The organism is Arthrobacter alpinus (assembly GCF_900105965.1).
Taxonomy (GTDB): domain Bacteria; phylum Actinomycetota; class Actinomycetes; order Actinomycetales; family Micrococcaceae; genus Specibacter; species Specibacter alpinus.
On the sequence record NZ_FNTV01000002.1, the window covers coordinates 246,930 to 269,887 of the forward strand.

At 56.0% G+C, this 22,958-nt stretch carries 21 protein-coding genes and 2 pseudogenes; 3 read left to right on the top strand and 20 right to left on the bottom strand.

Features of this window, described 5'->3' with window-relative positions; translation table 11 throughout:
* Positions 1–49: 49 nt before the first annotated feature.
* Positions 50–1,204: a Cmx/CmrA family chloramphenicol efflux MFS transporter gene (locus tag BLV41_RS20680; protein WP_074713704.1), complete on the bottom strand. Its 1,155-nt coding sequence runs from the start codon at positions 1,202–1,204 to the stop codon at positions 50–52.
* Positions 1,205–1,611: 407 nt separating this feature from the next.
* Here BLV41_RS20680 and BLV41_RS20685 point away from each other — a divergent pair, with 407 nt between their 5' ends.
* The gene (locus tag BLV41_RS20685; protein ID WP_074713706.1) at positions 1,612–2,193 is read left to right on the top strand and encodes a recombinase family protein; all 582 of its coding nucleotides are present in this window, start codon (positions 1,612–1,614) and stop codon (positions 2,191–2,193) included.
* A gap of 251 nt (positions 2,194–2,444) precedes the next feature.
* Here the strand turns inward: BLV41_RS20685 and BLV41_RS20690 are convergent, their stop codons facing one another.
* The 19 genes and pseudogenes from BLV41_RS20690 to BLV41_RS20780 form a co-directional block, all read right to left on the bottom strand.
* Entirely contained in the window at positions 2,445–2,981 is a 537-nt protein-coding gene (locus BLV41_RS20690) for a hypothetical protein (protein WP_139244533.1), read from the bottom strand.
* A 36-nt stretch (positions 2,982–3,017) separates the two neighbouring features.
* Positions 3,018–3,539, bottom strand: coding sequence for a hypothetical protein (locus tag BLV41_RS20695; protein ID WP_170835546.1), 522 nt, complete (start codon positions 3,537–3,539; stop codon positions 3,018–3,020).
* Positions 3,540–3,868: 329 nt separating this feature from the next.
* Entirely contained in the window at positions 3,869–4,408 is a 540-nt protein-coding gene (locus BLV41_RS21865) for a hypothetical protein (RefSeq protein WP_139244534.1), read from the bottom strand.
* 5 nt (positions 4,409–4,413) lie between these two features.
* Positions 4,414–5,382 (bottom strand): hypothetical protein, encoded by a 969-nt coding sequence (locus BLV41_RS21870; RefSeq protein ID WP_139244535.1) that lies wholly within the window; start codon positions 5,380–5,382, stop codon positions 4,414–4,416.
* A gap of 277 nt (positions 5,383–5,659) precedes the next feature.
* Positions 5,660–5,863, bottom strand: a pseudogene (locus BLV41_RS22710) (DUF4913 domain-containing protein); the annotation flags it as partial.
* Positions 5,864–5,908: 45 nt separating this feature from the next.
* A pseudogene (locus BLV41_RS22965) lies at positions 5,909–6,121 on the bottom strand (DNA adenine methylase); the annotation flags it as partial.
* Positions 6,122–6,152: 31 nt separating this feature from the next.
* Positions 6,153–6,425, bottom strand: coding sequence for a ParB family protein (locus BLV41_RS20710; protein ID WP_074713711.1), 273 nt, complete (start codon positions 6,423–6,425; stop codon positions 6,153–6,155).
* A 124-nt stretch (positions 6,426–6,549) separates the two neighbouring features.
* Positions 6,550–7,074: a single-stranded DNA-binding protein gene (locus BLV41_RS20715; protein WP_074713712.1), complete on the bottom strand. Its 525-nt coding sequence runs from the start codon at positions 7,072–7,074 to the stop codon at positions 6,550–6,552.
* Positions 7,075–7,141: 67 nt separating this feature from the next.
* A complete protein-coding gene (locus BLV41_RS20720) occupies positions 7,142–7,507 on the bottom strand; it encodes a glutaredoxin family protein (RefSeq protein ID WP_074713714.1) in 366 nt (121 codons plus the stop codon).
* A 949-nt stretch (positions 7,508–8,456) separates the two neighbouring features.
* Positions 8,457–8,690: a hypothetical protein gene (locus tag BLV41_RS20735; RefSeq protein WP_074713720.1), complete on the bottom strand. Its 234-nt coding sequence runs from the start codon at positions 8,688–8,690 to the stop codon at positions 8,457–8,459.
* A gap of 450 nt (positions 8,691–9,140) precedes the next feature.
* Positions 9,141–9,692 (bottom strand): hypothetical protein, encoded by a 552-nt coding sequence (locus BLV41_RS21880; protein WP_139244536.1) that lies wholly within the window; start codon positions 9,690–9,692, stop codon positions 9,141–9,143.
* A 903-nt stretch (positions 9,693–10,595) separates the two neighbouring features.
* On the bottom strand, positions 10,596–13,247 hold the full coding sequence (locus BLV41_RS20745; RefSeq protein WP_170835547.1) for a LuxR C-terminal-related transcriptional regulator: 2,652 nt from the start codon (positions 13,245–13,247) through the stop codon (positions 10,596–10,598).
* A 260-nt stretch (positions 13,248–13,507) separates the two neighbouring features.
* A complete protein-coding gene (locus tag BLV41_RS20750; RefSeq protein ID WP_139244538.1) occupies positions 13,508–14,503 on the bottom strand; it encodes a hypothetical protein in 996 nt (331 codons plus the stop codon).
* A gap of 2 nt (positions 14,504–14,505) precedes the next feature.
* Positions 14,506–15,435: a signal peptidase I gene (locus tag BLV41_RS20755; protein ID WP_074713727.1), complete on the bottom strand. Its 930-nt coding sequence runs from the start codon at positions 15,433–15,435 to the stop codon at positions 14,506–14,508.
* A 129-nt stretch (positions 15,436–15,564) separates the two neighbouring features.
* Positions 15,565–16,383 (bottom strand): alternate-type signal peptide domain-containing protein, encoded by an 819-nt coding sequence (locus tag BLV41_RS20760; RefSeq protein ID WP_074713729.1) that lies wholly within the window; start codon positions 16,381–16,383, stop codon positions 15,565–15,567.
* Between the two features lie 65 nt (positions 16,384–16,448).
* Positions 16,449–17,267, bottom strand: a complete 819-nt coding sequence (locus BLV41_RS20765; protein WP_074713729.1) for an alternate-type signal peptide domain-containing protein — start codon at positions 17,265–17,267, stop codon at positions 16,449–16,451.
* 95 nt (positions 17,268–17,362) lie between these two features.
* A complete protein-coding gene (locus tag BLV41_RS20770) occupies positions 17,363–18,271 on the bottom strand; it encodes a hypothetical protein (RefSeq protein ID WP_074713731.1) in 909 nt (302 codons plus the stop codon).
* A complete protein-coding gene (locus BLV41_RS20775; protein WP_074713733.1) occupies positions 18,268–18,948 on the bottom strand; it encodes an alternate-type signal peptide domain-containing protein in 681 nt (226 codons plus the stop codon). Before BLV41_RS20775 ends, BLV41_RS20770 begins: the two co-directional genes overlap by 4 nt.
* The gene (locus BLV41_RS20780) at positions 18,945–21,251 is read right to left on the bottom strand and encodes a hypothetical protein (RefSeq protein ID WP_139244539.1); all 2,307 of its coding nucleotides are present in this window, start codon (positions 21,249–21,251) and stop codon (positions 18,945–18,947) included. The genes BLV41_RS20775 and BLV41_RS20780 overlap by 4 nt, the downstream gene beginning before the upstream one ends.
* Here BLV41_RS20780 and BLV41_RS21885 point away from each other — a divergent pair.
* Both BLV41_RS21885 and BLV41_RS21890 read left to right on the top strand, forming a co-directional pair.
* Positions 21,250–21,627, top strand: coding sequence for a hypothetical protein (locus BLV41_RS21885; protein ID WP_139244540.1), 378 nt, complete (start codon positions 21,250–21,252; stop codon positions 21,625–21,627). The genes BLV41_RS20780 and BLV41_RS21885 overlap by 2 nt on opposite strands.
* A gap of 679 nt (positions 21,628–22,306) precedes the next feature.
* Positions 22,307–22,561: a hypothetical protein gene (locus BLV41_RS21890; protein WP_139244541.1), complete on the top strand. Its 255-nt coding sequence runs from the start codon at positions 22,307–22,309 to the stop codon at positions 22,559–22,561.
* The last annotated feature ends 397 nt before the right edge of the window (positions 22,562–22,958 follow it).

Here is a 22,958-nt window from a genome sequence, read left to right on the forward strand (position 1 = left end):
TACCGACTGGACGTATCGCTGTCGGTTCAAGATGCGGCTGATTCTATGTTCAAATTTTTGCTTTCGCCATGCATAGGACTATGTATCCGATGGCTGCCACCAGTATGAGCCCTGCACTGACGAGGACTGGCCCCGTGGCACCGGCTGCCGATGAGTAGGAAAATCCGCCGAGTACTGGGCCAGCAGTAGCCCCCACGTTGAGCGAAGCAGTGGCGAACGATCCAGACATGTTGGGCGCGGCAGCGGCTGCCCGGATCGAAGCAGCGATGAGTGTGCTTCCTACCGCAAATGACAGTGCACCCTGCGCCAGCACCAAGAGAACGAGCGCAACCGGAATGGTTGAGAGGCCCGCCAATGCTACCCAGCCAAGTAGCAACCCTGCCCCGCCAACGATGAGTATGCGTGACCCGTGGCGATCCCCGAAGCGGCCCGCCATCCAAACGCCCATGAACGATCCGATCCCGAACACGCCAAGAACGACGGGAACGAACCCAGCCTGAAGGTTGGCAATATCGGTGACCAGGGGTGCCAAATAAGTAAAGGCGCAGAAGGTTGCAGCGTTCACAAGTGCACAGAGTGCCAGGGGCGCAAGTAGCACCCGCCGACGCAACACGCGAAGCTCTGTCATGAGTGAGACGGCGTTTGCAGCATTGCTAGCTGCCCGGGCCGGGGTTCCGAGAACAACTGCAATCAACGCGGGCACTGAGATGATTGCTACGCCCCAGAGCGCAGCGCGCCAGTCATAGAGAGCGCCGACAGTGGCACCTGCCGGCACACCGGCGATCAATGCTAGGGTCGTGCCTCCAAGGATGACCGCGAGAGCTCGGGCGGTTCGATCTGCCGGAACGAGTGCCGAAACCGTGGAAAGAGTCACGGCCAGAAACCCAGCGTTCGTGAAAGCGGCGATGATGCGTGTGGCCAGGAGAATGCTGAAACTCTCGGTGAGGGCTCCAACAACGTGCATGGCAATGAATGCGAACAAGAAACTGGAGAGGGCCAGGCGTGGCGGCCAGCTTCGGCTGACGGCAGCCATCAAGGGGGCGCCAACCACCATTCCGACAGCGAAAGCTGAGGTCAGCAGCCCTGCCTGGGGGATGGCGATCCCGAGATCGGATGCGATGTCCGGCAACAGACCAGCGAGCATGAACTCGGAGGTGCCTTGTGAGAAAACGGCAGCGGCGAGGAGAAAGATGAGAAAAGGCATTATGAGTCCTTCGAAGTGAATGGCGGTCAGGAATAGACCGGCACATCAGTGCTCAAGGACCCACAGGAGGGTTCACCAAAATTTGCGTCGCGTGGGACGCTATGGAGTGTTTGGAGCTACTGGCGTACCGGCAGCTCGACCTTGGATGCTTCGGGAGAACTCATTTCACCACTATACAATCAACCGACTCAAGCTTAAATCTATGCCTCAATTCCTCTGAGCCGTCCCCCGAGTGGGTTGTTCCAGGCATGCATCTTCAGTTGTCCCGTAAGCCGGTCCCTCACCGGGGCGTGTGCAGACGACTTCTGAAATTTTTGAAACAGCGTTGTTCCGCAGCAGTCAGATTCCCGTATAGGGTGCCCGACTTAGTGCCCGTTGATGGGGGGCTAAACGCTACACTCAAAACCATGACCGGACTCCTGATTGGATACGCGCGCGTATCCACCAACGACCAAGACCTCACCGCCCAAAAAAACGCCTTGCTTGTCCTCGGGGTGTCACAGGAGAAAACTTTCACCGACCAGGGCCTCACCGGTGCCAACAGGGCTCGGCCTGGGCTTGGGCAAGCGCTAGCAGCCTGCCGAGGCGGGGATACCCTCGTTGTAACCAAGCTCGACCGACTGGCCAGGTCGCTGCGCGATGCAAAGGACATCGTTGATGAACTCACCCGTCGCGAGGTCAAGCTCAGCATCGGCGGCTCCGTCCACGACCCCACCGATCCCGTGGGCAGGCTCCTTTTCAATGTTCTGGCCATGGTGGCCGAATTTGAGGCAGACCTGATCCGTGCACGAACCCGTGAGGGAATGGCTGTCGCCAAAGCAAAGGGCAACCTACGCGGAAAGCAGCCCAAGCTCTCCAAGGCGCAGGAGGCTCACCTGTTCTCCGTTCACCAGGCAGGAACACACACGACCGTTGAGATTGCCGAACTCTTTGGCGTAGCCCGCTCCACTGTCTACCGCGCCATCAAACGTGCAGGCGCCGCAACGTAACTTTTCGCGAGATTTTCCGTACTGATTATCGTCAGCACCGTTCGGGAAGCGTCATCGGCGAAATATCGAGTTCATCACGATTCCCCTCCTCAACCTTCGGGTACCGGGTATCGGAAGTACGTTCTGGACACTTTCTACAAGGGATCCGCCGCGCCATGAGGCCTCAGGCGGAGCAGGACTAAAGATATGGGTCGTTTTCGGTGGTTCGTCGTGGCCCTATAGGAACAACCCCAGGACCACCGCATGTGTCGTTATGGACCTGCGAGACTGGCTTGCATGGAGACAGTCAGGATCTCGATAGCCCTATCGACTTCCAAATATTGTTCCAAGCCCCTTGAATTGTTTACGGTACTCATTTGGCTGATCCATGCCTGGAAAACCAACTGAACGTTCTCCATTTCAGGTTTGAGGGCTATATCAAGCAACAACACTTCTGCGTGTGCAGTGCGCCAGTTGGTAAACCATTGTTTGGCGTATTGCCGGTCCTGTTGAGATAGCTTGCCGTTGAGGAGATTTTGGAGATTCCGACGCGCGTCCATAATGAAATCAAGTGCCTCGCCGGTCAGCTTCAAGGCGTGGACAAAGGCCAATCGCTTGCTATCAAACACCAGCTCCTTAGAGCGGGCAGAGGTTTCTCGATCAAAGCGTTCCTCTTCAAAGTTCAAGCGTGTTTTCTCTTGCTTGGCCGAGGACCGATTGCCGACAATCTGTGCACCAATCGAACCGCCAGCACCACCAATTGCACCGATGAGACCAGCCAGAAGTGTCGCCAAATTTGCATCTATCATGACCGAATCATAACCAGGTGCGGCGACCAATAATTCCTATTGTGGGCCGGTGAAACCGGAGTCAACAGACGCGGTGCCTAACGCTCTTGGTGGATGAGCCGGGTAAGTCGGGCGAGAGGGGTAAAGAGGTAGGTGCTTCTCCGCATCTTCGAAAGCGGAAACCCATGTTTTAGCATGAGCTGCCTTTTGGCTGGCCCCATACAGATCAAGAATGCCGAAGACGATCAGCGTAACGACAATTGCAACCGTAGAAGTTAGCTGCACATCAACGGCAATCTTCAATGAATCCGCAAGTTTGAGGGTGGTTGGTATCAGAAGTGCCATAGCCAAGGCCAGCACCGGGAGTGTGGCGACGGAGTAATAGTGGGCCGAGAAACGAGCAGCCTGCAGTAACACGTACCGTTTTCCCGCCGGTAGTCGCCTGTATTCTTCGGCGTCTTCAAAACTGGCCAGGCGGCGCGTGATGTGGGAGTGGTCCCACCAGCTTGCAGCCCTTTTTCTCTTGCTCAAAAGGTCAGCAAGCTCGCTGAGTGTGCGCCGGTCAGGATGGATCATCATTAGCAACCGCGAGATTAATGCGTGCATTAAAACAGGCCCTCTGGGGGTTTTCTCCTAGGGCAGCGGTAGTAGCTTGGCCTTGTGCCCGTTGTCGGGGCTGCAGCTCTTGAAGGGACAGTAGGCCGAGAGCAGCAGTCATGTTCAGGCCGTTGCCGACATGACTGCTGCTCTCGTGAGTAGGTAGATCTCCCGTGGACTCTCGGGATGATGGGCGTGAAGACTTGAAATCCGGGCCAACTGAAGAGCAAGGCAATGCGGAAGTGAACGACACCATTTGGCTTCACTAAATTGCACATATCACTCCGGAAAAGTAAAGATTTTCGGAAATCTTAATCTAAGATTATTTTATTACCAATTCGATCAAGCAGAACACCGGACTCAGTTGTGTAAATCGCCGAAGTCATGGTCATCGCCGACGTGTCGGACGAGAATGCCAGTGCCAGTTTTGTGCCATTATCGGAGCCAATTTCAACTATAGTCGCCGATGCTGAGAAACTAGGGAAATTAAGTGTTCCGCTTACCGCATCACGCGGTGCGGAATATGCAAAAAAGGAACCATTTGGTGTAGATATATTGCACACCTCAGTTCCGGGCGGAGGGGCAACGACATCGACACACAGTTCTTCTTTATCGGTGGAAATCGAGATTTTTATATCCTTATTGTCCTCAATAACCCAAATGCTTGCTTCGCCGACATTCGAAACCTTTTTGTAGCCAGAGTCTTCGAATCGAGCATTTCCATGTAGTGGGGTACAAGAAGCTAAAGATATTGCACACAAAAAAGCTAAGAAATATGATGCTGACTTTAAAAGAAGAGTCTTTGATTTTCGAATCGAGTTAATTCGATTAAATTCTTGTAATTCATTCATTGAGGTCAACAGTTTGTACTAGCGGAATAGGCGCCGGCGGTCCAACTACCACCTGTTGTAGTGAAACCTACTCCCACAGAAGAAGCGCCCAGAGCCAGGCTAGATATCCCTGTACTACTCCAAGTGTGCGCATACTTTACAAAAGCTTGCACCCCGCATCTGGAATGGACAGTTTCTACTGAGACAGTAGCGCTGGTTGCATCGTAGCCATTATTTAATGTGGCCGCAGGGTCGTAATAGTCATGGTCCTGGTATTTGTAAATTGCTCCAAATTGATTTACTTCCGCCGGATTGGGGAGCACGTCTCCTCTTTGCCATCCGTGAACAGCAGTAATCGTAAGAGGGTGACTCAGGGCTACCCCAAGGGCCTCTTCGCCACCCATGGCGCAAGGGGCGGCTTCGAATCTACAAAAGATGGAGGTGTCGGGGTACCATTTGTTGACCTGCCATTCCCAATTGTATTGACCTTGGAAAATATCAATTCCTCTCGCAGAATCGTAAATTGAGAATACGAAAATATCTACGTCGGCTGCTGTGGAATTGGGTACAGCTGCCGTGGAATTTGCCTCATTTACTGAGGTTGGAGCCGCCGATGATGGCATAGCGGTAGTCGGGGCAGGTACCGTGATCGTCTGGGATGTAAGGATAGGATCCTCAGCGGGCAATTGGAGGCCAAAGCTTGCCAGATCAGACCGGATTTCGTTCCAGCCCAATCCTGCTGCTCGGCCAGCATCAATCCTCATGTTCATGGCAGAAAGACGGTCATTTCTTTCATCATAGGTGCCGCTTCCGCCATCTGGAACCTGCGGTGCTGCCATCGAAATCTCTTTAGATTCAATTCCTGGTGACTCGGCGCTGGCTGCTGTCGCCGATGTTGATGATGAGAACGCGAGTCCAAGACTTATGATTACTGCTACAGATTTTGAATAAGCAATCGATTTTCTTTTTAGATAATTTATCTTTCGATTTTTCAAAATTTCCCCCTGGTGGCGTTTAAGTTCTAGGACTCGAATTTAGACATATGACTCTACGTCGTCAAGATTCTACGGATGAGATTCGTAGCTAAATTAGTTTTTCAGTGATTCAATCAGTTTGAGGCGCTCTCGAGTTATTCTCAAATTTCATCCAATGTCGATACCCTATACCATGCTGGTTGAACTATTGCATATGTTACGTAGACAATCTATTGTGAGATTTCGATACTACGTGACTTTTTTCCATATATGTCGTCTAGCGAATCTGAGGTGCACGTTAGAAGAGGCCCTCTGGGGGTTCTTCGCAGGGCAGCGGTAGCAGCTTGGCCTTGTGCCCGTCGTCAGGGCTGCAGCTCTTGAAGGGACCGTCGGCCGAGAGCAGCACGGACATGTGGTGGTCCGCGTGGTCACGCCACCACACGCTCATCCCAGTTGCACCTTCCAACCGTAGAAACTCCCAAGCCCGCCATAGCGCTTCAAGCCCCTTATTCAGAACAGCATCCCCCTCTCGTTGCTCCCTACCATGAGGGGTCAGGGAGCACTGGAACACGAGTTCATCGGTTCGTTCCCGCAACACCTTCCAAAACGTCATCAACGCCTTGTCGTTATCATTCACCGTTTCCCGCACCACAGGAACAACGTCACGCGCCAACAATACCGAGAGAGAACTAGCGAAAGGCTCCACATAATAGGAATGCTCGGGCAGGCGCGCAGCAATCTCGGCGGCGAGTTTCTGTTTGCCTCCGAAGTACGGAAAGGCGGACGCATACTCAGCCCTTGCCCTTCACCGTCGATAACTTCTCAGCCTTGGTACGCATCCCTGTCCGCAACACACCCTTAGGGAGCCCGGACCATGACCGTCCACCGTTGTGCTTGCGCTGCAGGCGACGCAACTCACGCAGGGTCGCAGCCACGAGAAGGTCATTGACGGAAGAATAGCCCTCCAACGCGCCGGTAGCTTGAAACGCTGCCCGCACCTGGTCTGCCGTCTCTTCTGGCACGAGGAAGCTAAAGCTAGGTGATTTGCGGGGCTTCACAGTCATGGGTGTTCCTCGATAAGATAGTGGTGGTGGCTACACGTACGAGCGCAGCCACCACCAATCATGGCAGTTAGAACGGTGGTTCGGACTGGTCCGGGCCACTCCCCCACCCACCATTGCTCGGCTCCTAAGGAATGGCCCATGGGTCGTTGGCGGTGGCCGGCGAGGATGGTGCATACCCTCCCCCGCCTTGGGCGCCGGCCCCGGCAGCTTGGTAACCCGCATATCCCTGCCCACCAGCGGACGGCGATACTGCCGGTGCCGCTTGTCCGCCTTGGTTACTTGAGCGTTGGGTGCGGTTGACCTTCGCGTTGGCGTACCGCAATGAGGGGCCAATTTCATCGACTTCAAGCTCCATCACGGTGCGCTTCTCGCCTTCCTTAGTGTCATAGCTCCGGGACTTCAACCGTCCCGAAACGATCACGCGGGTGCCCTTGGTCAGGGACTCGGCCACGTTCTCGGCCGCTTCACGCCAGATCGATGCCCGAAGGAACAGTGTTTCTCCGTCTTTCCACTCGTTCGATTGACTATCAAAGGTTCTCGGTGTGGAGGCAATGGTGAAGTTCGCGACCGCTGAACCGCTCGGCGTGAATCGGAGTTCGGGGTCTGAGGTTAGGTTTCCAATGACAGTAATGGTGGTTTCGCCAGCCATGAGAGCACTCTCTTTCTTTGACACAGTGCCTGCGCCCCAAGTCGGGGACACAGGATGGTGTGGGAACTTAGGCGATCGCGGCGGGTTCGTGGCTTGCGGCGATCTCTCGTGACTGTGTTGCCAGGTGGTGGACTTCGTAGTCAAAGTCCCCATTCTCGTCTTCAAAGGACATCGCAGCGAGAGCCTTGAGGTGGTTGATATTCGCCTGGACCAGCTTGTCCAGGCGTAGCCCTGACCAGTGATCCTCGGGATCGGAGCCATTGACAATCACCGGTGCCTGGGAATAGCCCAGCTCCTCGGTAATGAACACCATCGCTTCGCGAACCTCAGTAACGTCTACCGTGCCGTACAGGATGCCCTTGCGGTCGAAGTAGTCCTTTGTTTTCTCGCAGTTCGGGCAGTCAGGCTTGGTGTAGATAGTGAAAGAAATCATTGGTTTCAGCTCCCGCGTTTCGTATTAAATATTGGTTATGTTCGGCTGTTGCTATGTCTCAATTCTAATATTTATTCACGTGAATAAATAGGTGTTTTTACCTCATTCTGCAAGGAACTTGGGTCAAGATTATGTACCAAAGTACGTGTTTTTGGCCTGCATGGCGCCCGGTGTCCGTGGCATCAAAACGGGCAGCAGAATTCGGGAAATCGACTTGCGTATGATGACCACCCCGCAAGAATGGTTCCTGTGCCTGGGTAGCGTGGACCACTCCCCGGCTGGGGTGGCGGGATTCTATCGATTGAAGCAACACCAATTTTCAAGGTGATTCGACATGTGTCTTCGTTCTTCGTCGCCAGGGGGCGTCCGTTTTCTTGCTTCAATCCGGCAAGGGAATAGTCTCAATTCTTCCGCCCGAGCCTGCGGCATCCATAAGGAAGTCGGCTACCGCTGGGTGCATGAAAGTTATCTGCAGCGGCCCAAAGAAGGAACCAGTCCCGCGCAGGCAACGCCGTCCAATGGATTCACCACTGCCAGGCTCCCTGCATGGGAAGCGGCGGTCGGTGAGGTTACGGGCCGCCACCATCTGAAAGTCAACGTCGAAGTTGAATCCGTGTTCTGGGAGGTCTTTGATCGTGGACAAAGTCCTACCCAGTCAGCTGTGGTGGCCGTAGCTGGCCGTTCCATTGCGTATCGGTGGATCCAAGCTCGGTTCCATCAGTTCCAGAGTCAAAAGATCACCTTGAAGCGATGCCAGAGGCTTCTGCGGCTAAGGGTTCGAATCGCACCGCAACGCCGCCCTCGTAAAGTCACGGTGCCACCCCGTCGGCTCCGCCAGATCATCAAAGATTGGCCCCTCTGGAGCCGGTACGGCCACTTCTATGCCAGTGAGAATATCATTCCGATAAGGGACCACTCTGGTGTCGAATAGCAGTTTGGGTGGGACCGGCTAGGTCAAGGGCTCAACAAAACCGGGGGCCCCCCCAGCCGCGGCGATTAGCGGTCCGACTGCAAGCAGAAATGCGGTGGATTCCACGGTCATTGCTTCATGGAAGCGCATGTCCGGAGCCTGCCCGAGTGCGTCACTGGACGGCAAGGGGAAGGGCCACAGCTGATCGCTCGTGAGGCCGGCTAGAATACGGGCGCCAATCTCTACAAGTTCGTCGGATAGCTCGAATGCCATGAGGTTGCCTTTCAGTTTTCTTTCGTGACTTGGGAGTAAAGATTTTGGGAGGGATTCAAACGGTCCTTGAAATCAAAGTTCCTGGTAATTCCAATAGCGTTCCGAGCAATTCTCGTTTAGTGATTGCAGCAGCATTAGCAATACTTATCTACTTCGTTTCACCACTCGGGAAGCTGAACGAACTGCAGTCCAATGCTGACATAGGACGCTGGCAGGGGCACTAAATGCTTCGCCGGCCACGACACGGTGTGGGACTGGTGGGTTCGGACTCGTCAAGTGAGCCGACCACAGTCAAGATGGCCTCACCGATCAATTTCGCAGTGTCTGGGGGCAGCGCCAGAGTCTGCCCCCGGACGGAAAGGCGCACAATCGGTAGGTTGAAGAGTCGCTTCACCGATTGCGTTTCAATGGTGAAAAAGTCTTCACTGTAGGGAAGCTGTATCTGCTTGTTCACTGTCGTCTCATCGTGTTGTCGATGGGCTGGCCTGATTCCTTGAAAAATACTGTCATAGATCTTGGCTCTACTGCAGAAGATGGAAATGCCAAACTGAACCTAGGCAAGGTGGTGGAAATGATCGCGTCACATTCACTGCGGAGAGTTCCGAGTCCAGGGGCGGTCAACTTCGCTTGAAGAGCGCTGATAATAAAGCCAGATTGATGAATGTCACGTTCTGCCACCAAGTAAGTGAATGCGTACGTTAGTGCACCATGGGGGCCAAGAACGCGCCCGTTACGATGTTCCCTAGGCGGCTCAGTGGAGTAGCGCAAGGCCTCCATATGCTCATTGGTGAAAGAAAGTGGGTGCAGACATACATTTGCCAAGGTTTTGGAAGTCGCGTTCAAGATCCATGTTGTAAAAGTAAGGATTTCGCCTGCATTGGCCACGGCTTTATCGACCGAGTGGATGAAATGGATGCCTTGAACTTCGTCACTGGAACCAGTTTGAGAAAAGGTTGCCAAGGGGCATTGCGTCGGATCCTCTTGAGAGCTATGGCTCAGCACTTAGCTAATCTCCTACTGGTTGACGGCTGACCTGCAGCGAATTCAATTTGCGCTGAATCTCGTGGATGGTGGCGAATCGTTATGGTCACCTCAACTCTTCTTCGATGGATTCTTGACACGGTTAGGCCCGTAGTCTTGGACAAGTCTGCGCCGTGTCGGGATGAGTTCGCTCTGCTCTATATCAATCGTGGGGCGTTCGGGGCCCCAATAAGCGCATCACTGCGCCCTGCCGCACTGTCATAGGGGAAAGTTTCGTCGGTTCCATTGGCCGAACCGTCAGTATTTGGCTAGTTTTCCAGCTAGAAGACGAGTGGACAGCTCGACGTACTTGCGGTGGGGCCCGACTATTTCTTGAACTGGGGCCGGTGCTGCCCCGGAGCAAAGCTGCTCGTCGTGGACTTAGCACACGACATCTATGGAAATCGACTAGTAATCGAAAATAAATATCAGAAAATTTCTGTCGATGGCATCTTTTAGTAGCGAACATTGTGCAGTGACTAGCGGAATTTTTCATTATGAAAAAATGATCGTTTCCACAAAATGTTTCTACTTCCATTAACTATAGTCGTGTTCACGTCTGAGAAGTTGAATTCCGCTACTCAATATATGCCATTGACATAGATTGAGTAGTTACTGCCACGACAGAGGCGCTTACGCTGGCGGACTAAGATCTCATGGGTTTGCGAAGGAACCGACCAGGTACTCGCGCACTGAAGGAGGTCCCCCAGCTGTCGATGAGTAGATGATTGAGTATGGAACAAGTCGAATACTCAGTCAGGGGTCGATGGTAATTGGGTCAGAAATTCATTGATGACGCGAATTGCGGACCGGCACCATCGTGAGACTTACCTAGTTTCACGGCAGTGGGCTGAGCTGGTTGCAATTTTCGTCTGGACTCGACGGCTATTCTGCCGGTTGCCACTCGGTGTCAAGATCGCTTCGGCTTGCGAGTCCCAATTTGCGCAGAGTTCGAAACATGTGATTCTCAACGGTTCGCACGCTGAGGAAGAGGCGGGTGGCTATTTCCCGGTTGCTTAGCCCGGCTCGGGCTAAAAGCGCGACTTCGTGCTCTCGTTCGCTGAGACTACTGTCTATAGGCAGTTCTCTCTTGTCGGCAGAGAGCGTTTTAGCTATTTCTCCAAATAATGCGATGCGTTCGTCCAAGGTCAGTGATAGTTTTCCGCTGCCGAGACGTGACGCTTCGATCGCTTTGATCGCCGTTGCTGCCAAGCCGGGTGGTATTGGAACAGTTGCAGCTTCAAGTGCGATTTTGATTGGTAGTTCTTGTACCCTTGCACAGGCGATATGTATGTTTAGGATCATTTCAAAGTGGGGCGCATCCGTCTTGTCTAAGATCTCTTGAACAACCGCCGCTTGACGTGGCTTTAGGCGACCTTGATAGGCGGTCCAGTAGGTGAAGGCCGTCGCCAAGTGGCCCTTCGCAACGGCTGCCGTGCCAGATGACCAGAGCAGTTCATCAGCTTCAACGCTATCGCCCTCCGCGTGCATAATCGCTGCTTTGGCCAGGTTGATGAGCGTTCCTAGGACAGGCCTGAAAAGGACTGGGTATTTTTCGAGATCCCGGAGCAGAGTCCGGGCGAGTTCGGTCTGACCATTTTGGGCTTGAATAACTGCGCCCAAGGCCAAGACGCGAGAATAGTTAAAGTTGAAGGGGCCGGGATTTCCAAGCCTGATCGAGGTGCTTATGGCCCGCCATGCTGTCGCTGTTTTCCCTTGGGTGAATAGTGCCTCCGCGAGCCCCAGTGCATGTATTCGGATTCCATTGCTATCCAGCTGGTCGTATGCCTGTTCAAGATGACGCCTAGACCAGCGTTCCGCGTCATTTAGGCGTCCAAGCATGATCAGGGCATCGCTGCGGATATAGTCCAGTGCTTGGGCAGTCTGCTTTCTTGAGTGATCCACAGGTTGCGCGTCGATGACTTCCAGGGCTTCCTCGGGTAGGCCCATTTCTAACTTGAGGTATGTTTTTAGAAGCGTCGACCATTCCAACGGAAAGTCACCTTGAACGCCGAATACGAGGTCTTTCACTAGGCCAGGACTAAGCGGCCGTTCATCATTGGTGAGGCAAACGAGAACCCAGAGTTTTTCCGTGATCTCGGCGTGCTTCCCGATGTCTTTGCGAGCCCTAGCGAGGAAATCCTCGATTTGCGTGGCGCTCTGCCCTGTCCAGACGCGCCATTGAAACTCATATACCTTAAACTGGGAGCACACATCCATGGAGTCATTTTCGCCGAATTTGGTTCCATGGAATATTTCTTCCAGTCGTTGGGCAACCGGGCTCCCCAGAAGAGTTTCCAGATACTGGCATGCGTTGTCGACACTTGGATCTTCATGCCAAGTGGCTCGTTTGGATGCTTGTTGGACAGCGACACGCTCGTTGAGCAGTCCGGTAAGTTCTGCAGACCATTTCCAGTATCCATCGACATCCGAGCGCTGTTGGGAACGCAGACGCTCTAGGATGTCATCTGTGTACTCTGGTGGAAGTACGAATTCCTCCCCGAAGACATGTTGCACATGGGTCCTGAGCGTATGCCGGCGCGGCTCTGTGAGTCTGTCACGCAAGGCGCGAGAAAGCGCTGGAGGTGACACGCTGACATAGTCATCGGAAGTCCGACCTCGGTGCCATGCGATTCTTTCCAGAGTGCTCAGTTCCTGCAACGTTTCGCTGTCCACGAGTTTTGTCACGTCACTGGATCGCAGGGATCCAGTCCACGACAATAGCTCCAACGCTTCAAATGCCGGATGGCTAATTCGGCTTGTCAAACTGTGCGCAATGGCAGCGTGAGGGGAGTCTTCTATGGATCCAATCTCAGTCCACAGCCCGTTGCGGATGGCCAGAGCCCGACTCCACTGACCTGCATCAATGAGCGCGCCGGCAGTTTTGGGATTTCCAGCGGACTGGGTCACTATGGACGCGATCAAAGCAGCATCTGGTACCCCGCCGAGGCGTTCGGTAATCAGTCCTGCCACCCCCCAATATCCCAACGGCGCGATCACGACCTCAGCAGGTGCCCTGATACCCAAGAGTGCCAATGCAGGTTGACCCGTCTCGTTCGCTGACCTGCCCAGCCCTCGCCCACTGGAGGCTATTAATACGGTGTCCGTATTTGCCAGGATGCGTTCCACTAACACCACCGACGCTACGTCAAGGCAATCGATATCATCAATAAGCAATAGATTGCTAAGTCCCCGTAGTTCCTGACTGAATCTTCGGGTGATGCTGGCAAGGTCCGCACGTTGTGGCCGGTCTCTATAAAAGAGCTCATGAGACAGGAAAGGAGCAAGCGGTGCGGCGGGCTGCACTCTAATTCCAGAAACAGTCACTACATTGATGTTTCGGTCACGTGACTCTTGGGCCAATTTGCCCAGTACGGTCGACTTCCCAGATCCTTCGTCCCCGACGACAAGGACGTCTCTGCCCAGGTTGACCCAATCCGTAGCAGCAACGATTGCGGGATCCAAATTGCTACTCATCTGAGCGCCAGCCACTTCTGCCCACTCCAGGGCTTGGTCCAGTGGAGCTCGATCATTCACGAATAGATTCATTATGCTCTCTGGACGTAGTTCGACGGTAAGGGCACCCCGAAGGTAATGCTTTTTTGTTCGCAGACGGGTTGGACATTCCAGCATGGGCCCGCGGCGAGAAGCGGGCCAAGAATGCAAGAAGTTAGACTAAACGGCCCCGCCTAGGACGGTTCATGCGACTTGCCCGAGGCTGTCAGCGGCCCTGCGACGTGGGCAGCCGAGGCGAGAACCGTTTCTCTTACTGTCAGGCCTGATGCGGCTGCTCGCCTTTAGGTTTCTGTGGTGGGAGCAGTCTGAGTCAAGTAGCACCGTTCGCACTGGATCTTTCGCGCACCGTGGGAATCGGAGTGTTTGACCCAGTGGTCCTTACGCTTGATTGCTTCTTCGCAATCATCGCACCAGCGTCGTTGGCGCCGAATTGCCAGCAGCAGCCAGCCGAATAGTCCGGTTAGGACCGCGATGCCCAGCAATGCCAAAAGTCCCGCGCTACCTGTTATGGGCAATTTTGGGAGTACTGGAGTAGATGTGTCCCCAGTCAACTTAACATCAACGTCGAAGTTCAACACGGTGGAAGCTGCTCCCAATGCCCTGGACGTTTCCACATTCTTTGCCATTTCGAAGCCGATGGAAACAGCAACCTGTTCACCCCTAAGTAAGGAGATTTCGGCTACGTTCACTGTGCCTTTGGGAACAAGAACAGAAAACTGTTCTTGCCCAGTTACCCCTTTGACATTCCAAAAAAGTGTCACATCCTCGGCCAGACCGGGGTTCAGTGCGCCAGCAGGGACTATTTCAGCAAAGTCGATTTCGACTGTGAGAACACCCTGGGAAGGTCCATCGTTCACGATGTTCAGAGAACGCACCACATGATCACCGGGTGAGACAGTCCGGTCGCCGATGAATGAGCCCTCGGCGCGAGCATATTCGCCCCCGGACCAGTCGAGGTTTATCGCAGGCCCATCCCACATAGCCTTTATGGCCGTGGCCTCAACATTTACCGCGTCGATGAACTCCCCCGTTCCTCGAATGCCTGGTTGTCCAGCATCCTTGTCCGAATCCAATTCACTCGTTACCCTGTTGACGGTTTGACTGCCGGTGAACGGCAGAGCATTCGCGGCCACCAAACCGACCGCGCAGCCGATAAGTAAGAAGCTTGCGACAATCCAAACTAAGGCCCGCCCCCGCCCGGACAATCCGTGCCGCGAATCGAGATAGAGGGTTTCGGTTTGCCTGACCGAATCTCTGGGAATTGGCTGACGGCGCACGCTCAGGCCTCGAATCGGTTGGTAATGAGAGGGACAGGGAGGCCCTCGTTTAGGGTGGACGGGTGGGGTGCGTTTGGAACATGCACCGGGAAGTCCAAGAGTGTGACGGATTCACTGTAGATGGTGGCCAATGCGCCTCGTTGGTGAGCGAAGGCCAGTTCACGCTCCCGAAGCTCAAGGTCACGTTCCCGAACGGCAAGTTCACGCTCCCGTAGATCACGTTCGCCCTCATTGGCGCCCCAATCCGCGTCCTCACCAGTACCGGCGGTAACATCGGGTGTACCTTTGAACGGATCCCTGGCAGCTACGTCTGCTGGGGAACCTGCAGTAGTGCGTGGAACTGTCATGACGGTGGTGCGGGGGGACCGGATGGCGCCCCATAGTCCCCAGGCGATGACGATCGCGGCGCCGGTGAACAGAAGAATTTGGGTGTTTTCTCCGGCCCATTGCCGCACCCAGCCGAGCTGGGGCACGCCAAACATGAATTGCCCTCGTACTTGGGCGGGGGAGACGGGTGCATCGACGGATGAGTTGCTGTCACCTTGGGTGACGAGGCGGCAGTGCGTACCGTCGTCGAATGTGCCGATGGTCTTGCCCACAACGCGGTGGGTGATCAAGGTGGGTTCATTCGGTTTGGGAAAAAAGGTCACGATGGAGCCCACGGACACGTCCGCGCAGACCCCTGCTTCGTCGAGGCCCTTCACCACCACGATGTCCCCAGGGGAAAATGTAGGCTCCATTGAGCCGGAGAGCACAGTCAGTGAATCACCGCCCAGCATGCGGGGCACCACAACGAGCGCGAGGAGAGCACCGACGGCAAGGACAGCTAGGGCTGTTGAGAAGGCGCGCCCAGCGATGCGCCACGGCGACTCGAACCAGAGGCCCCGCGAATTGCGGCGTGCGCCCTGCTGTGCGATGCGACGGATATCCATGGCTCTCTTCCTTCTCACTCGTGCGCGGGGAGCGCATCCTCATACTGGTCTCTGGCGGTGTTGCGGACGGTGGGGGCGTGCCCGCAGTCTTGCGGTGGGCACGCCCCCAGGGGCGCGTGTCCTTGGGTGTTAGTTGAACTGAACGCCGGTGTCGCGTACCTGCTCCAGGGACACGGTGAGGTCCGCCAGTGTGTCGGCCAGCTTTACGTCCGTCCGGTCAGAGACTGTGCCATCGGTAGCCTGGTAGCGGAAGTCACCGTTGGCGTCGTTGTAGAACGATGCGTAGATGACCACGTTGAGGTCGGCCGTTGTCTTCGGCATGCCGAAGACTGCGCTCTGCGCGGCAACACCAGTGACGACCGTGGCTGTGTCACCGAGGATGCCGTTGCTTGCGTCTTCCAGTCCTGCGTCCTGGCCGGTGCCAGGAGCTGAGAGGTATAGCAATGGAGCGTCAGCATCGGCCGGCAGGGCTGTCTCACTCACCAGTAGTTGATCGCCGTAGTAGACCTCGTAGCTGTAGCTGATGCCAGAAATAGCGGAAGTGACTTGATCTAGGCCGTCTACTCCCAGGCGTGCCACGAGGTTGTCGCCGTCAAGGGTGGCCGTGGCCTCGAAGGATGCTGCCAGCTTGTCACCGGGGGCAATGCGCCAGGTATTGACATCATCGACCAAGTGGCCCAGCTGCGATCCGTCACTGGCACCGACAGTGTCCACCGCATCTTTGCGGTCATTGGACACATCCCAGAATGAGGTCTCGGCAAGCTGGGTAATGTTCAAGTCACCGGCGGTGATCGTTCCGCCAGAGAAAGTGTCCTGAGCTGACCACAAAGCGAATGTTGATCCGCCGGCAACCAACACGACGGCACCCGCAGCCGCCCAAATGAGGCCCTTGCGGCGCTTGTTCTCAGTCACAACAATGATCTGATCGTGGTTAGGCATGGAAGCCATAATAAAACTCCTAATTTTTTGGGGATGGTGGTGTTGCCAAAGGTTGGGGCGCGTGCCCTTGGGTGTTAGTTGAACTGAACGCCGGTGTCGCGTACCTGCTCCAGGGACACGGTGAGGTCCGCCAGTGTGTCGGCCAGCTTTACGTCCGTCCGGTCAGAGACTGTGCCATCGGTAGCCTGGTAGCGGAAGTCACCGTTGGCGTCGTTGTAGAACGATGCGTAGATGACCACGTTGAGGTCGGCCGTTGTCTTCGGCATGCCGAAGACTGCGCTCTGCGCGGCAACACCAGTGACGACCGTGGCTGTGTCACCGAGGATGCCGTTGCTTGCGTCTTCCAGTCCTGCGTCCTGGCCGGTGCCAGGAGCTGAGAGGTATAGCAATGGAGCGTCAGCATCGGCCGGCAGGGCTGTCTCACTCACCAGTAGTTGATCGCCGTAGTAGACCTCGTAGCTGTAGCTGATGCCAGAAATAGCGGAAGTGACTTGATCTAGGCCGTCTACTCCCAGGCGTGCCACGAGGTTGTCGCCGTCAAGGGTGGCCGTGGCCTCGAAGGATGCTGCCAGCTTGTCACCGGGGGCAATGCGCCAGGTATTGACATCATCGACCAAGTGGCCCAGCTGCGATCCGTCACTGGCACCGACAGTGTCCACCGCATCTTTGCGGTCATTGGACACATCCCAGAATGAGGTCTCGGCAAGCTGGGTAATGTTCAAGTCACCGGCGGTGATCGTTCCGCCAGAGAAAGTGTCCTGAGCTGACCACAAAGCGAATGTTGATCCGCCGGCAACCAACACGACGGCACCCGCAGCCGCCCAAATGAGGCCCTTGCGGCGCTTGTTCTCAGTCACAACAATGATCTGATCGTGGTTAGGCATGGAAGCCATAATAAAACTCCTAATTAGATGTGGGCGCCAAAAACTTGGAGCGCTCGGGGTTGGTTATCTTCGCCATTCTGGGCCGAAGTTTTGGTCTGTGTAGGTCAGTCGCGCGCGTTAACCGCGGGATTGGCGTTGGTGATGATCGGATCGAGGGCAATCACGATGTCCGGTTCCCCTGAAGGATCGGGGTACACATCGGCGAACCATTCCGAGCTCGCCTTGGCCAAGGTACTGTCTTCGGCCGTTCCCTCGGCAAGACCGAGATTGCGGTAGGTTCCGAGCATGTCCAGTGACGGTGGGAACCCGACGGGTGCGTGCCAGCTGGCCATCGCACCATTGGTACTGCCGTCCTCGGCAGTGCCGGTGACTTGGACATCATTGACGTACAAGCCGTCCAGCTCCGCATTCCACTGCAGGGACACACACCATTCTTGCTCGCTAACCCGGCCATCTTGTGCGGTTCCCGGCGCCTGCAGCTGAACTCCGTCAGCCTCAAAGAGATAGACGTTGCGCGCTTCTTCCCCCTCAACAGGGTTCGGTGTTGCCGGTACCGCCGAGCAGTCTCCGCCTGCTGCGGCGCGGTAGATCTTGAGGGTTGATCCCTTCAATACTGTGTCGGCCATGGCGTGACCGGAGCTGAGATCGTGGCTAGTACCTGAAGAATTCTGTTCACGCACCGAGACTGTGTAGTCCACGCCCGCGATTCCCAGTGCGGAGCCGCTGGCCGTGAATCGCCAAATCACAGGTGCAGGGTCAACCGCTTCCTGCCCCAATACTTCGATGACAGTGGACCCGGGTAGAGCCAGTGTCACTGCGGTACCGCCATCGGAAAAGACCGGCACAGCACCCTCGTGCCCGGTTTGAGCTGCGAACCGTACGGAACCTGTTGAGATCTCTGGGGCCGAGATCGATACGGATGTGCTCCACAACGCGTTGGCGATGCCGAAGCCTCCCGCGGCCAGCCCTAGCGCCATTGCGCCAACGATCGTGCCCCGTGCCCATGTCTTCATGATCCCCTCCTCGCACTGGCGGATGCTTCCCCGCCGCGAACCTGATCTAAGCCGACTTTGATGCCGTCCACCGTCCAAGAACCCAGATCAAGAAGCGGTTCCTGCTCCGTCCAGCGGTAGTCGCCGTGAACGTTGACCGTGACCACCACCGTCCAATCCGTGCTGACTCCCTCGTTGCTGCCGATCAATCCGGGCAGCGTAACCGGCTCCCCGAGCTCGGCTCCTCCGGTTGCCGGGGCGAGCTGCTCGCCCTGCGCGTTCTCGACCCGGTAACTTGCTGTGATGAGTCCTGAGGAAAGCTCTTGCGAAGCCGCACTCCCAACATCAACCAAGAGTGCCGCATTCAGGTTCTCCCCCTGCAGAGTTGTGGTGATGGGTACCACGAATTCGATGACATCACCCGGCATTGAAACGAACGGTTCCGATGCGGTGTCCAGGCTCCCGTAGGCCGGGGCGGTGACCCCCGGAGTGATCTGGTGCCAGGTTCCGGTGCCGCGCTCAAGGTTCAAATCTCCAGCCGTGACGTGACCGCCGGAGAAGCCGGTCTGTGCCTGCCACAAAGCCCAGGTGGCCCCACCGATCAGCAGGGCAGACACGGCCACGGTCGATGCACCTACGATGAACTGGCGTCGTCGGCCCGTGGCACGTGCGGCAACTCGTGTTGCTGCCGGGCTCACTTCCCGCCTCCCACTGTCGTGTCGCCCGGAATCAACGCGCCACAGGCGGACAGCATGGAACTCTGCCCTATGGGCAGGGCCCCGATTGACCCGATCACGCCGTTCGTACCCAGCCTGGTGTCGGAGTCGGTGACTGCGACGTCAGTCAGGGCCGTGGCCCAGTCGTCCGAGGAAATGTTCTTCACCGTGTAAACGAAACAGACCGATTGGCCGTCTGTGAGACGGGTGCCCGACAGTGCCTCGTCGCCCGTGGCCATGATCCGCTCGGGCGTGGAGCTGTCACTCACCTCCACGAACGCCCGCTTGGTAATCTGGATCGAGGGGTCGGTGGAGAAGAGCTTGACCTGCACCGACCTCACCACCAGGCCGTCGTAGTTGACGTCATCGGAGGAGAGCGCGTGGGAGACCACAGCTTTGGTGTTCGCCGGGACGTCACCTGCCGAGGCGGTTGCCCTGACCTTGCCCGAGGTGGTCTCTCCTGCACCGATCACAGAATCGCCTGTGGAGAGCTTCACTCCGATCTGCACGCCAGCAGTGTCCACAGTCGAGGCGAAACGCAACTCTGAACTCGGCGACGGTGCGCCGGCACCCAGCTGGAAGAAGAAATCCTTGCCGCTCGGTTCGCCCTTGACCAGGGTAAAGGAGTCAGGTTTCACCGACACGGGGTTGGAGAAGGTGACATTGTTGTCCGTACTTGTCGCGGAGGCGCGGTTGGTCAGACCTCCTGAGCCTATGACCTTTCCAGCAGCAACAGTGGCCGTGACGACGGCGGAGTCATCCACACGGGCGACCACATCAAATTCGCGATTGGCGCTCCCCTCGATGGGAGTCACTGAGACTGAGCGGGGATTCAGGCGGGCAGCATCTATGGTTGCAGCTGTGCCCACGGCACTCACACCGACAACGGCAGCCGTCACTGATTCCGGGTTCAGAGGCAGCGAAGAGACAATCTTGTAGTGTAAATCGCGCGCCACGGTGGGGTCGTTCTGATCAGCAGCTTGGTTGATGGTGAGCTCCGGGCGACAGTTTCCGCTGAAACCAACGAGACGGGAATACTGCGAGGACTGCTTGGAGCCGTGTGCAATCGTCTGTACACGCAGGTAACCGCTGGCAGCACCGGTGTCTTCGTTTACGATCGTGACGTTGTGGCTGCCACCAACCTCCGTGGTCGGAAACGACTGCGGGCCAACCGGCAAGTTGAGGGCAAGCTTCGCGCCTGTGCCAGTGACAGCCTCGGCGCGGCCTAGGTAGACTTCCGCTGTACGATCTGCGGTCCAATAGACATCCAGATCTACAGTGCTGGCCGGGAGGGGAGCTGTGGTCGGTGCCAACACATCCAGCGTGGCCACACAGGTGCTGGTCTCCGGAGACAGCGAGCTGACTGTTGGAATGGTTTGGGCGGGCATGGCACCTGCGAGAACCTGCGCGTTCGCCGCAGGGAACCAAGTGTTTACCAGACCATTGGCGTTGAAGTCGTTATCGAGAAGGAGCGAGGTGCGGTCGCGGGTTTCCTCCGCTGTTCCCGGACGGGTCTGGCTTGCGCTGCGGGCGCCGAAGGTATTCTTCTGGACCTTCACGTCCCCTGTGTTGATCAGGTAGACCGAGGTAAAGGAGTAGCCGTCAAAATAGTTATCCTCGATGCTAAGCTCACCCGCACTCCCGCTCGTCGTGTTGCCGTTCCACGCTACGGCGTACGTCTGGCCCGACGTGGCGCGCACGAACTCATTGCCGGAGATGCGGTTGCTGCCAGCAAGAGGACCATAAGGCAAAGTGATGAATGCATTGTTCGCGCCTGTTCCAGAGCCCTGCATGTTAATGAAGCTGTTGTTGGAGATGTTGATGTTGGAGGCGCGCACGCTCGTGGCAGCGGTGCCGCGGCTGAAGGCGAGGCCGTCACGGGAGGTCAAGTTGGAAACGGATGAGTTGGTGAACGTGAAGCCGTTCAGCACCGAGCTCTGGCTGCGCGGATAGAACTGGATGATGTCGGTCTGACATCCTGACCCGTTGGACGAGTTACAGGTGGTGCCGGTCGGATAGGTGATCTTGACGTTGTCGATTGTGACGTTCTCGATCGGGGTGTTGTTCTGTGCGTTGAAGAGGAATAGAGCCGTCAGGTTGGCATAGTAGTAGAAGCCTTGAAGGCGGTAGTTCTGCACCGTAATGTTCTTGGCTCCCTCACGCAACACCATAAACCGCTCCGGGAAATAGTTCGTGTCAGTCGAGGTTGCGCCGCCGTCGAGCAGGAATCCGTTGGCGTTTGGCCCGGCCACGATCGAGGTCTCGCCCGAAAGAATGTGCGACATGTTCAAGAAGCTAATGTCTGGACCATTGACGTGGAACACGGCCGCGATGGTGTCCGTACTGGCCGTTATTGTCACCTGGTTCTTGAAGTCGATGGTGACCGGTGCAGTGACCACGAAGTGGGCACCGGTATCCCCGACAGTCGTCAAGGTTGTCGTGGACATCCAAGTGCTGGTAGTGGCGACCGGGTTGATGTTACCCGCGAAACCGTCCGCGACCGTGATCAAGATCGAATCCTTCGACAGATTCAGCGCGTTGGATTCCTCCAAGGCAGCACGCAGCGTGCAGGTCCCAGCCGCCGTGGCACAAGCCCCATCCCCAACTTTGGCATCACGAGCATTAACGGACGCATCCAAGGAATTGACAGTAAAAGTGTGAGTGACTGCCTGCGCACTCGTGGCAACGACAATCGGTGCAACCAGCGCTATCGCCGCAGTAAAGACAAGAAGCCGAAGACGCCTAAAACCACGTACACGACGGCGTGAGAGCGCCCGGCCCCCAACGTTCTTACGATGGCCCATATGTTACATCCCCGATAATCCGCTTGATCTGCTTGGCTGACATTCCAAGTGAATCAAACAGATTTCCCGCGATAGCTACCGGTGAGTAGCTCCGTACAAATACTGAGTACTGCCACCCACCACAGTGAGTAGTAAGGGGAAATTCCTTGAGTAGTCACGATGATGAGACTGGCGGATACCCGAAGAATCAGGTGAACAGGGGGGTCTTGGTAGTAATGGGGCGAAATTACATGATAAGCCACTGATGCTGTTCTGTTGGGTAGGTTTGGTTCATGCCAGTCTAGTTTCTGAGTGATGAGCAAGGGGAGGCGTTCGGGCGGTTCCTGGGCGGGTATTTCTGGAAACGGGGAACGGACACTGGAAGGCACCGAGCGACCGACCGGCGCCACAGGGCGGACCGCACGAGCGATGCATCGACTGGGCACGGGGTGCGAAGGGGATCGCGTGAATTGGCGGATGAAAATCAGATTCTTTCGCTCTTTTGGGTTTAAATCCAATTGGTAGCGTAACTCTGCTCGCTCGGATAGGCTAGCGAGATGAATATTAAAAAGGCAGTATTGGCGACAGCAATTGCGGCAGCATGCCTTACCGGAGGGATTGTGGGCGCGGCTCCTGCTCAAGCCGCGAAGTCCTATTATCAGATCAAGTACTATCCTTCACTAGATCAATGCAAAGCCGCCTACGTCAGCCATTCGAATGCCGGATATGACACCCGCGCGGGCTGCGCCTACAAGCTAAAGCCTGCATACAACGGTGGCCCAACCTCTTACGGTTTCGGAATCATGCATTAATGATTCATTTTGAACCGAAAACCTTAGCAATGCAGCGGTCCCTCGATGAACCTTCAATGTCGTCTCCACTCTGATGAGTTGAGGTCCTTGGAGGGGTGGCATTTAGCTGATATCAACCCACCAGCTGGCCCGTCAGCAGGCTCTTGAGTGGCTTATCGTGTAATTCCGTTCCATTGCTACCAAGTCCACAAGATGCCGGGGATGCCTCTGAGAAGGAATTGGCATAAGAATCCGCGCGGTATTGGACGGGCCCGGTACTAGTGTCCCTGGACCGCGATTTCCCCCAAAGGACACAGCCTTGATGCCCTCGGATTTCTGGCCCATCAAGGCTGTGTACCGGAGTCGCTCGGAGGCATGTTTTCTAGAAACCGCGGTGAGTCCGGTGCTTGTAGGATCG